Origin of the sequence: Ohessyouella blattaphilus (assembly GCF_024721265.1) — a bacterium.
Classification (GTDB): Bacteria; Bacillota; Clostridia; order Lachnospirales; family Lachnospiraceae; genus Aequitasia; species Aequitasia blattaphilus_A.
The window spans coordinates 78,724-90,344 of record NZ_JAMXOC010000012.1 but is presented as its reverse complement, the minus strand read 5'-3'; the positions used below and the strand labels follow the sequence as shown (position 1 = coordinate 90,344).

Sequence of the window (11,621 nt, the reverse complement as noted above, 5' to 3'; positions counted from 1 at the left end):
TTTTTAAAAAATCCCATTAATCAATGACTATAAAAAGATTTACCTTTCAGAGCTGGTTACTAGATGAATGGGTAGACTTTCAAGATTCATTTGATAAAATGTTATGTCAGAAGGAACGAATATCTTTGGAAGCAGCTATGGAGATTGGAAGGGTTCAACCAATCGGCCGAAGGCATGATGGTTTATGTGATGCGTACAATACCGCGCGTCTTCTGGCCAAGGTACAAAGACAGACTGCACTGCAGCTAGAGTTTGTGCCTATTACTAGTTATTATGAGCAGATCGAGTCATTAAGCTATAGCATGGAAGAATTAATCACCCCAGAATTACTAGCACAGATTGACAGCCTTGAGGCAGAGCCAGAGTTAGAAGAGGAGATGACCTGCACTCAGGAAGAGGATTGGAGCTTATTCCGTAAAGGGTGTGGATTTATCTGGGGACAAGAAGCGGTTGCTGATGAGAATTGGCACAAGATTTTGTTTCGGCTGGAAATGCGACGCTTAGATATGATAGATTATCTTAAAGCCCTTTTTGTAAAAGATAAGTTGCTAGAAGAAAATTAAGACGTAGTCCCGGTAAACATAAAGGGTATGTTTCGGTTGATGACTTTTATGGAAGGGATAATAGGAGGGGATACCCTTTCGTCAGACAAAAGACCTAGATATGGTTTTGATTATTGAAGCTTTGGATGATGAATTTATAAATAGCTTTGTGGGTTTTGTCGATGAGGCTGGCTATGAGCACATCAAAAAGGTGAGGTTATTGATAGCAAGAGTATTAAAAAGCACAGAAATGATGTGTTGCGTTTAGGGGCTAATGTTGACTCAAGAAGCCGTTTTGCGATATCGGACCAAGTTAAGACAGATGTGCTTCGGTTTCTTGAAGATAATAAAGATAAAAAAATAGATTTAGTGAATCTTGGTATTCGAGGAATCACATCCGCTGAACTATTTGAAATACTTAAAAATTGTTGTGGTGTGTAAAATGAGCATTTAATAAGTATTAAAGATATGAACGCCGCGTGGATGGTAATCGAAGAGCTCTGTGTCAAGAAATGACACGGAGCTCTTCGATATAAGTACTGGTGAAGTTTAGGTGTCTTGATTAATAAGGCTATGGTACTCCTTTTTAGCTTTTGAAAGCGAGTAACGATGTAAGAAGAACACCACCAGAAGTAATAAAATAACTGCCGAACCTAAAGCGATGTAGATATTCTCTGTAAAGCCGATGATAATATAACCCACTAGACTACAGCCGGCTACAGTTAGGGCATACGGCATTTGCGTAGTAACGTGAATAAGGTGATTCACGCTAGCACCGGTACTTGAGAGAATGGTCGTATCGGAGATAGGGGAGCAGTGATCGCCAAAGATGCTTCCGGATAAGGTGGCGGCTAAGGAGGCCACTAATAGTTCGGGACAGATTAACTGAGCAACCGGTACGACAATAGGGATTAAGATACCGAAAGTACCCCAGGAGGTTCCGGTGGCAAAGCTCAGTCCGGCCGCGAGAATAAAGATTAAGCAGGGCAGGAACATGCCAGAAATACCAGCGGATTGGAAAATGACTTTAACAAATTCCGGGGTGCCTAGTAGAGTGCTGCAGAGACCGCCGATTGCCCATGCGAGCAGAAGGATGCAGGCAGAGGTAATCATACTAGACATCCCTTTGACAATGTTGTCCATATATTCTTTAAAGGTCATGATTTTTCGCGGAACATACATGAAAAGGGCGACTACTAAAGCGGCAAAGTTACCCCATACCAAGGCCTGAGCGGCAACACTATTACCAAGGGCAGCGGCAAATTTAAGGCGAAAAGCTGGGTCTGCGCCCCAAAATCCGCCGATATATAGCATGGAGATAATCGACACAACAATCAAAACGACAATGGGGACAAGCATATCGGCGACGCTTCCTTTTTGTGAAGAATCATCATCTAATTCGGCCTCCTCTTCTAAGGGGCTAAGATCGCCTTTTTCAGCAAGGGCTTCGTATTTTGCCATGGGCCCAAAATCCAACTTGAAAATACAGACCATTAAGACCATAATTAAGCTTAGAAGTGCGTAGAAATTATAAGGGATACTGGATATAAATCCAAGGAACTCGGATTTGAAAGCGCCGGTACTCTTTAGATGACTCCCCACCGCGGCGGCCCAGCTGGAAATAGGGGCGATTATACAAATGGGGGCAGCTGTTGTATCAATAATATAGGCTAGTTTGGCACGACTGACTTTATAACGATCGGTAACGGGCTTCATAACGGTACCTATTGTTAGGCAGTTAAAGTAATCGTCAACAAAGATTAGACAACCAAGAACAAAGGTTAGAATTTGCGACTGACGCTTTGAACGGATGAACTTTGAAGCCCAACGTCCATATGCTTCAGCGCCTCCAGAGACCTTAATAAGGTATACTAGGGCACCAAGCAAAAAGCAGAAAACCAAAATATACATATCTGCTCTTTGGATAATTAATTCAAAAGCGATTTGAACTGGTCCGACGATGGGATTTAAGCCTGCGGCGAAGGTGTAAATAGTTGTGCCAAAAAGAATTCCGGCTAAAAGCGAAAATAAGACCTGCTTGGTAAATAAAGCTAAGATAATAGCAATTACTGGTGGCAAAATCGAAAGCCACCCTACATATACTGTTTCCAAAATACTCACTCCTTTTCTGCGTGTTACGCATTTGTTTAACGACTAGTTGTAGAATACTCAGTTAAGGGAACTATAACTGAGGTTTCAAAAAAGTAATCTCTAAGTGTTCTCATTTTTGCCTCCTTATGTTTATAGTGGTGATGTTAAAATTGTACAAATATAGTTAAAATAATCACGTGCATGTTTATAAAATAGTTAAAAATAAACTAACATAACTTGAGGACGTATGCAAGTGAAAAGTAAAAACAAACATATATATGTAAAAAAATAATAATGATGTGTATAAAATTTATATTCGTAATTAAATATATTGAAAAGCTGATAATCAAGTGATATAATAATCTCAAATATAATGTTTTAAAAATAAATAACTTGTATACCAAATCGCAAAAGAGAAAAGGAGATATGAATATGTTGTGGACAGAGGAAATGTTTGGAGTTAAGAAACCGATTATTGCTATGCTTCATTTAGATGCTTTGCCAGGAGATCCGCTTTATAGAACAGAGAATGATATTGATGTGGTAATAGAGCATGCCCGGGCAGATTTACATGCGCTTCAGGAAGGCGGTGTTGATGGTATCATTGTTAGCAATGAATTTAGCTTGCCATATCAACGCACTATGGATATGGTAACGCCGGCGGCGATGGCGTATGTTATTGGAAATCTGCGTTCGGAAATCACCGTGCCCTACGGTGTTGATGCGATTAGTGATGGCGCAGCGTGTCTGGAGCTAGCAGCGGCTGTTAAAGCGAAGTTTGTTCGTGGTACTTTTTGTGGTGTGTATGTGGGTGATGGTGGCCTTTATGACAATGACTTTAGTCAGTTGCTTCGTCGTAAAGCAGCGCTTCATTTGGACGATTTAAAAATGTTTTATTTCATAAATCCAGAATCTGACAGGAACTTAGATACAAGACCGCTGGCGGATATCGCTAGCTCCACAATTGCCAAGGCGTCTCCAGATGGTTTGTGTATCTCGGCTAATGCAGCTGGACAAGACGTTGATGATGCTCTGATTGCTAGTGTAAAAGAGGCAAATCCTGATGTGGTGGTACTTTGTAACACTGGCTGTAATTTCAAGACGATTGAGCGGAAGCTAACAACGGCCGATGCGGCAGTTGTGGGAACTACCTTTAAAAAGGATGGCGTATTCGAAAATCGGGTTGACGTAAATCGGGTTAAGGATTTTATGGCAGTGGTTCGTAAATTCCGAGAGACAATATAAGGTAAGGTTGAAAGGGGCTGCGAGTACTGATGAAGCGTTATTTGATGGGAATTGATAATGGTGGGAGTGACATAAAGTGCGCAATATTTGATTTGAAAGGACAGGAAGTTGCCGTTTCCAGTACTCAAGTAGCACTGGATATTCCAGAGCCGGGGTTTACTGAGCGTGATGCTGACAAGGTATGGAAGGCTAATATCAAGGTTATTAGAGATGCCATGGAGCAAGCGGGGATTGCCGGAGAAGAGGTAGCAGCAGTAGGCCTAACCGGTTATGGCAATGGTATGGTATTAACTGATGAACTGGGTAGAGCTGTTTACCCGGCGATTGTCTCGACGGATGATAGGGCGAGTGGCTATTGTAAGAAGTTTCGGGAGGACGGAACCGAGCGGAAACTTTTTCCTTATACAAGGCAGACCACTTGGTCAGCCCAACCGGCGGTCATGCTTCCGTGGTTTCGAGACCACTTACCTGGTGTTTTGGAAAAGACCCGCTGGGTCCTAGGAATCAAGGATTACATCAGATTTCACTTAACGGGAGAGTTTGCCACGGAGATTACAGAGGCATCCTCAGGCTGTCTAGTAGACCTTGATACTCGCAGATTTGAACGGAAGTTATTTGAATTTTTAGGTATTGAAGATTGTTATCAGAAGATGCCGCCGATATTTGAAAGTGCCGAGATTAGCGGCCGAGTGACAGAAGCAGCGGCTAAGTTAACAGGTTTAGAAGCGGGGACACCGGTAGCGGCAGGATATTTTGATATTGACGCTAATGCCCTGGCTAGTGGGATCTTATCGTCGGAGGAATTATGTTTGATTGCCGGAACGTGGTCGATAAATGAGTACTTGAGTAAAGAGGCTTCAAAGGATATTGACAGTAAGGAAAACGTGGCAACCTTAAGTTATTTGAAGGACTATTATATCATGGAGGACTCAACACCTACATCGGCTAGTAATTTCAATTGGTTTATTAAGTCGCTGCTTCGTCCTGAGCGACCAGATGCTGCCATAAGCGAAATTTATCAAGAATGTAATAAACTAGTAGAGGCAATCGCGCCTCAAGACAGCGATGTTATTTTTGTGCCATATCTTTTTGGCAGTGCGACTCATCAGGATGCGAAGGGGGCTTTTCTAAATCTGACCGGTGCAGATGATAGGAATACTATGCTTAGAGCGGTCTATGAAGGGGTGGTGTTCTCCAGTGCTCATCACGTTTATAATTTGAAGAGACCGATAGAATCTTATACGAAGGCGCGGTTATCTGGCGGGGTCTCTAATAGTGAAGTGTGGTCACAAATGATGAGCGATGTGTTACAAATCTCAATCGAGACATTAGCTGGCGATGAACCGGGGGCAAAAGGGGCAGCCATGGGTGCAGGGGTTGCTTGTGGAGTGTTTGCTAGCCTTGAGGAAGCGGTAGAGAAAATGGTTAATATAGGGAAGACGTATTATCCTAGAAAAGAATATGCCGATATTTACGCGCGCAAGTTTAAGCGATATGAAGCTGCTCTGCAGGCGGTAGATATGCTGGCAGAGACAATATAACAGGAGGCACATATGTTTACGATTAGCCCTTCGATTTATTCGGCAGATTTGCTGGATTTACGTAATGTGTTAAAAGGATTGAAAGGTTTTGAACACTTACATTTGGATATAGATGATGGTAATTTTGTCCGAGGGATTAGCTTTGGGATGGACACTGTTAAGGGGATTGCCTCTAGTACGAACATTCCTCTTGATGCTCATTTGGAAGTTTTGAATCCCATGGACTATATTGAACCCTTGGTAGAGGCTGGTGTGGAAATGATTTGTGCACACGTTGAAGCCTTAGAGTTTCCCAGCCTATTTCTCAGTACGGTTCATCAATATCAGAAGAAAGCGGGGTTGGCCCTTAACATTAAGACGCCAGTAGCTTTTCTTGAACCATACGCTGATCAATTGGATCAGATTATTTTCGTTTCCTGCGAAGCGGATGTAGAGGGCTTGCCCTTTCGCCGAGGAGTGTTGAAGAAAGTCGCTGACGCCAGGTGCCTTTTTGGTGATAAGGTTAAGATATGGGTAGATGGTGGCGTTAACGAAAGTAATCTAAAGAGTGTTATCAGTGCAGGAGCGGATGGGGTGGTCCTTGGACGGGCGATATTTGGTTCGGCCGAGCCCGTATTAGAATATGAAAGACTTTTGAAACAGGGGCGTAAGTATCAGGAGGTTAAGGATGAGATATCTTAAAGAACGACAGAAGCTAATTGATTGCGCCCGTAAAATGGAGCAACAAAAATTAGTGATGATGTCTGGTGGTAACGTAGCTCTGCGCCTAGGGGAGGATGCTTTTCTTGTGACGCCGTCGGCAATAAGTTATGACGTAATGGTACCTGGGGATATTGTGATGGTAAATAGTGAGGGTGAAGTGCTTGAAGGAACCCGGCGGCCAACCAGCGATTTAAAGGCCCTGCTTTATATTTTTGAAAACATGCCCGAGGTTAATGTGGTTTTGCACACTCATCAACCAAAAGCAGTAGCGGTTAGCTTGGTTACCGATAAGTTGCCACTGATATCGACCACCATGGTGGATGAGCTTCATGGTGAAGTTATGGTAGCGCCTTTTACGATAAGCAGTGATCAAGGCATGGGAGAAGTGACGGTTGCATATGCTGGCAAAGCCCTAGCGGTAATTTTAAAACAACACGGCATTATGGCGTATGGGAGAGATCTTGAACAAGCACTTAGTGCGGCTATTTATTTAGAAGAAACCTGCGAAGTGTATTTATCAGTCTTAGCGACAGGGCGTGAGGTTCCGGTTTTGACAAAAGAGCAGATTGCGGCAGAAGAGGCTCCCCGGGGATATTACGGTCAACCTTAAGGCTAAGACGGGTGAAAAACGGTCATTGTTATAACGAGGACCGTTTTTTTGCTATATACCCATACATGCCATAAATTTTTTGAACAAGTCCCTTGGTCTATGATATAATCTTGGGGAATAAACATTGGTTGGGGAAAGGAGAATAAGATGGATTATCGAGTTCCACCTGGGGTGGAAGCTATTGAAAAACTCCAAAATTTTATTAAGGTAAATCGTTTGACGGCCAATACTCGCATTCCCTCTGAGCGAGATTTGTGTGAAATGTGGGGCGTTAGGCGCTCGACGCTTCGTCAAGCAGTGGATACATTAGTAGAGAGTGGGGAATTGTATCGCGTGAAAGGGGCAGGGGTATATGTGGCTGTATCCAAATTAGTTCGAAATATGAGCGGTGCGGATGCTATGATCGATGAATTGATGCAACAAGGAATCCCTATGTCCAAAAAAATCATTAGTGCCCGAGTGATCGAAGCAACTAAACAAATTTCCAAAAGGCTAAGGATACCACTGGGACGAAAGGTGTATGAGTATATTCGCGTTCGCGAGGTAGGTCATATCCCCAGTATTATGGAAACTTCTTATATAGATTGTGAACAATATCCTGACTTTGATAAGCATTATAATAATAAAACCTCGATGGCCTCCTTGTTTCGCAATCTTTATCATCAAGAAATGGTGAAAGGTGAAGAGCGTATTAGTATTACTTATGCCAGCGAAAGCGAGGCCGGGCTTCTAGATATAGAGGCAAATTCGTCGTTGTTTTTTACAGCTGGGGTATTAACTAACGAGGAAAATGTACCAGTAATGTATTACAAGCAGCTGCTGCGTTCGGATCGGTTTAAGTTTGTTAGTATGATTAGTAAATAAGGATAGTGAGGATAAGGTATGAATAGAGAGAATGAAGGTAAAGAATATAGTATTCAAAGTGATGAGGTCATTGATTATCATATGCCAATTTATCTTCAGTTACGAGAAATTATTCGTAGTAAAATTGAAGAAGGCGAATACATGCCGGGAACAGCAATTCCTTCTGAAAATAAGTTAGCGGATACTTTTGGGATTAACCGTCTGACGGTTCGCAATGCGGTAGAAGCTTTGGCGAATGAAGGGATTTTGCAACGGGTACAAGGAAAAGGTGTCTTTGTCGTTGGTAATAAATATGAAGAGGCTTTAGAGGAGCACGGTGGCTTTATCAGCGCCTTGTCTACTAATCAGCGAAGAGAAACGGTGAAGGAATTAGCGAAAGGATTAAGGCCGGCAGGTGATAAATTTGCTAATTACTTTGATATAGAGCCAGATGCTCAGATTTTTTATGTAAAGCATTTTACCAGTATCGGTGATGATCCGATTTCAATGGAGGAAATTTATGTTCCTAAAGAAATACTTCCGGAATTAGAGGTGGTCAATACTTCGGTCTTTACTATGAAAGACATTTTCGCCTTTTATGATATTGAGCTATATAGTATGCGACAGACTTTAGAAGTGATTGATGGCATGCCAAAAACAAGAAAAATGTTGAACGTTCCTGACGGTGCGGCGCTATTTATGCTAGCTTCTGATTATTTCGACAAAAGAGGTCAATCAATTGGCTATAGCACATCTTTTGTTAGGAGCGATAAGAGTTCTTTTAGTATTAAGATGCATTAATTTCAACAGAATTAGAATAGTAAAGAGGGAGGATTAAATGGGAAGTAATTACTATTTGGGCGCTGATATTGGAACGACGGCGATAAAGGTAGCGCTATTTGATGATTTTGGGAATAAAGTTATACATCATGTACAGGAATACGATTTGCTGAAACCCTCTGCTCAAAGAGTTGAGCAAGTTCCTCGTGTTTACTGGGATGCTTTTAAAGAGTGCGTAACTAGGGTAATGACTGAATCAGGCGTTGATAAGGAAAGGGTGAAGGCCTTTGCCATGGACTCATCGGCGGAGACCATCGTATTTATGGATGAGAAAATGGAACCCCTTGATAATTTCTATGTTTGGATGGATAACCGAGCAGAGACAGAGGCGGACGAAATCAATCAGCGTTTTACGCCTGAGGAAATTGTTAAGGCCACGGGTCAGACGCCGATTGATCCGGTCTATCCAGCCACAAAAATCCTTTGGTTTCGCAAGCATAAGCCAGAGCTGTTTGAAAAAATGCGCATGATGTTTATGTGCGACGACTATATTTTGTGGCATATGAGTGGAATCAAGGCCAGTCATGGCTCTAGTTGGTGCACTTCTTATTTATGGGATATAACGAAAAAAGAGTGGTGGCCGGAAATGATGGAATATTTACAGATAACAGCCGAACAACTTCCGAGGATATATGAAAGTGGGACGGTAGTGGGTGAAATTTTACCGGATATAGCTGACGAATTAGGATTGCCCCAGGGATTAATGCTGGTAATGGGGGGGCAGGATCAAAGTAGCGGAGCCATTGGCGTTGGTAATGTTGAACCAGGGATTTTCTCCGAGTCAACCGGCGGGGCTTTAATGGTTTGCACGACGATAGATCGCCCTATCTTTGATGATAAAGGTTGTGTTCCTTGTAATTATAGTGATATGGAAGATGTCTATATGATTCAGGCCGGTGCTAAGGGTGGCATTTTATTTCGCTGGTTACGAGATACTCTCTGCAATGAGGAGAGATTATTGGCGGCCTCTGGGGAGGGCGATGCCTATGATCTTATGACAGCATTAGCAGCGGAAACGCCGGCAGGGGCCGAAGGGCTATTTTTAATGCCGTTTTTTGGTGGTGCGGGCAACCCTCACCGGGATATCTATGGGCGCGGGGTGTTATATGGTCTAAGCTTGGGGCATACAAAGGGGCATATTATTCGGGCATTTATGGAGGCGCTGGCCTGTAATATTACGAAAATGATTGATTATACGGAAGAGCTGACAGGGGTTAAGGTGACGCAGGTGCGTTCGCTTGGCGGTGGCTCATTAAGTCCACTTTGGTGTCAAATTAAGGCTGACATAATGAACCGAGAGGTTGTGACAATGAAGAATACCCAAGATGCGGCCTGTTTAGGAGCGGCGATTATTGCCGGTTATGGGGCGGGAGAATGGAGCTCTATTCAAGAAGCAGCTAAGAAATTTGCTAGGATTGATAAGATCTACACGCCGAATCCTGCAAATCGAGAAGTATATGATAAGCTATTAGAAAAGTATGATTTATTTATCGAGGCAACCCATGGCTATACTGAGCGGTTAGCCCAAACAGAATAACAAAGAGGCTGGAAACGGAGATGTTTCCAGCCTCTTTTGCGAGCTAAAGGTTTACATATTATCTAGTTGGTGCATAAGACTTGCAGTGAGTGGATAAAGGTCATCATAAATAGCTTGGTATTTCTTGTAAAGCTCGTGATTTTCCATATTTGGAATATACGTTTTCCCAGGTTTAATGAAGTCGGTTAGACTGGAGAAAGTAGAAAAGCCTGGATACTTAATTCCCGAGGCGGCCATAAGAGCATCACCAAAGCTGGCGCCTACTGTTATGGCAGGCGTGCTGATTTCCATTCCGATAATATCAGCAACAATTTGCATCCATAAATCATTTTTGGCACCACCGCCGACAGCAAAGATTTGGGTAATAGGAACATCGTGCTCTAGCATGATCTTTAGCTGCTGGTTAACAGAGTAGCCGATTGATTCAAGAGCGCTCCGGTACATATGCTTACGGTTGTGATTTAAGGTTAGGCCAAAAAGGATTCCCTTTGCTTGAGGGTCATTAATCGGTGTTCTTTCGCCGGCGAAGTAGGGCAAAGTAATCAGTCCGCAGCTGCCAGGAGCAATATCAGCGATTCCGTTCATCATGGTCTGATAAGCGTCAACGCCCTCGTTCTTTTCAATCTCTAAGGCGTCGCCGAAGATGGTATCTCGATACCATTTGGTTAGCGAGCCGGCAGCGTTCGTGCCCGCCGAAATATCGCAAAGGCCGGGAACGATAAACTCTTCTCGCCATAGGCGGTCATCGTCTACAAGGTCTTTGGTGCCAAGAATCATGTAAATCGATGAGCCGAATTGAATCATCATTTTCCCCACATCAACTACACCGGTGCTGATAGCTTCAGCTCCAGAGTCATCGGTGCCAACAATAACCGGGGTGCCAATAGCAAGGCCGGTGTCTTTGGAAGCAGCTTCCGTTACATAACCGGCAATGTCATTTGCTTCTTTGACTTCGGCAAGTTGATCGGGCCTGCAAATAGGCTTGCAGGTCTCTGGATTAGGGGTACCGTCATTAAAATAGAGAGGATTAAAGCTAGCTAAACCGAGAAATCTGTCCACCGTGTAATTGCCGGTCAGCTTGGCAGTAAGAAAGCTTGAGCCGGTTAAAAATTTATGAGCTTTTGCATAAATTTCCGGCTCTTTGTTTTTGATCCAGAGGATTTTTGGCATAACATCACTTGAGCATAGGGGTCTTCCGTACCATTTCTTGATTTGTTCTTCGCCATACATTTCAGTCAATTCGGCCATTTCATCAGTTGCCCTAGCGTCAATGCCGTAAAGTATTGCTTTGCGTAGCGGCCGACACTGTTCATCAACGGGCAAACAGTCAGCGCCTAAAGCGCTAGTGCCAATTGCTTTGATGTCCTTAGGGTCAACGCCGGATTTAGCAATTAAGGCGTGGCTGATAGTGCATAAATCGCCCCACCAGTCCTTATCGGCATCGTGTTCGTAGTGCCCTGGTGCCGGATTGGTCATGGCGTGTTCGGTAGCGTGCTCAGCAAGTACATTTCCGCTTGCGTCAATGAGAACTCCTTTGCTGGAATTTGTTCCAGTATCAATTCCCATAAAAAAAGCTTTTTCCATTTCTATCTCCTTTCGATAAACAAGTTATAAAAATAATATAATATAAACTGGAATAAAAAGCAATTGATTGACATATATATACTGCT

The 11,621-nt window shown here is 43.1% G+C and carries 10 protein-coding genes; 8 read left to right on the top strand and 2 right to left on the bottom strand.

Going from position 1 to position 11,621, the window contains the following annotated elements:
• Positions 1-137: 137 nt before the first annotated feature.
• A complete protein-coding gene (locus tag NHH16_RS09150; RefSeq protein ID WP_262069297.1) occupies positions 138-563 on the top strand; it encodes a hypothetical protein in 426 nt (141 codons plus the stop codon).
• Positions 564-1,091: 528 nt separating this feature from the next.
• Here the strand turns inward: NHH16_RS09150 and NHH16_RS09145 are convergent.
• The gene (locus tag NHH16_RS09145) at positions 1,092-2,654 is read right to left on the bottom strand and encodes a Na+/H+ antiporter NhaC family protein (RefSeq protein WP_262069296.1); all 1,563 of its coding nucleotides are present in this window, start codon (positions 2,652-2,654) and stop codon (positions 1,092-1,094) included.
• Between the two features lie 411 nt (positions 2,655-3,065).
• Here NHH16_RS09145 and NHH16_RS09140 point away from each other — a divergent pair, with 411 nt between their 5' ends.
• The 7 genes from NHH16_RS09140 to NHH16_RS09110 all read left to right on the top strand — a co-directional run bounded on the left by NHH16_RS09140 (position 3,066) and on the right by NHH16_RS09110 (position 9,951).
• A complete protein-coding gene (locus NHH16_RS09140; protein WP_262069295.1) occupies positions 3,066-3,878 on the top strand; it encodes a BtpA/SgcQ family protein in 813 nt (270 codons plus the stop codon).
• Positions 3,879-3,907: 29 nt separating this feature from the next.
• Complete coding sequence (locus NHH16_RS09135; RefSeq protein ID WP_262069294.1) at positions 3,908-5,419, top strand: FGGY-family carbohydrate kinase; 1,512 nt, start codon at positions 3,908-3,910, stop codon at positions 5,417-5,419.
• A 12-nt stretch (positions 5,420-5,431) separates the two neighbouring features.
• The gene (locus NHH16_RS09130) at positions 5,432-6,100 is read left to right on the top strand and encodes a ribulose-phosphate 3-epimerase (protein WP_262069293.1); all 669 of its coding nucleotides are present in this window, start codon (positions 5,432-5,434) and stop codon (positions 6,098-6,100) included.
• Positions 6,087-6,731, top strand: coding sequence for a class II aldolase/adducin family protein (locus tag NHH16_RS09125; RefSeq protein ID WP_262069292.1), 645 nt, complete (start codon positions 6,087-6,089; stop codon positions 6,729-6,731). Before NHH16_RS09130 ends, NHH16_RS09125 begins: the two co-directional genes overlap by 14 nt.
• A 147-nt stretch (positions 6,732-6,878) precedes the next feature.
• A complete protein-coding gene (locus tag NHH16_RS09120) occupies positions 6,879-7,595 on the top strand; it encodes a GntR family transcriptional regulator (protein WP_262069291.1) in 717 nt (238 codons plus the stop codon).
• 18 nt (positions 7,596-7,613) lie between these two features.
• On the top strand, positions 7,614-8,375 hold the full coding sequence (locus NHH16_RS09115; RefSeq protein WP_262069290.1) for a GntR family transcriptional regulator: 762 nt from the start codon (positions 7,614-7,616) through the stop codon (positions 8,373-8,375).
• A 37-nt stretch (positions 8,376-8,412) separates the two neighbouring features.
• Positions 8,413-9,951, top strand: a complete 1,539-nt coding sequence (locus tag NHH16_RS09110; protein ID WP_262069289.1) for a xylulokinase — start codon at positions 8,413-8,415, stop codon at positions 9,949-9,951.
• A gap of 51 nt (positions 9,952-10,002) precedes the next feature.
• Here the strand turns inward: NHH16_RS09110 and NHH16_RS09105 are convergent, their stop codons facing one another.
• Complete coding sequence (locus NHH16_RS09105) at positions 10,003-11,535, bottom strand: FGGY-family carbohydrate kinase (protein WP_262069288.1); 1,533 nt, start codon at positions 11,533-11,535, stop codon at positions 10,003-10,005.
• Between the last annotated feature and the right edge of the window lie 86 nt (positions 11,536-11,621).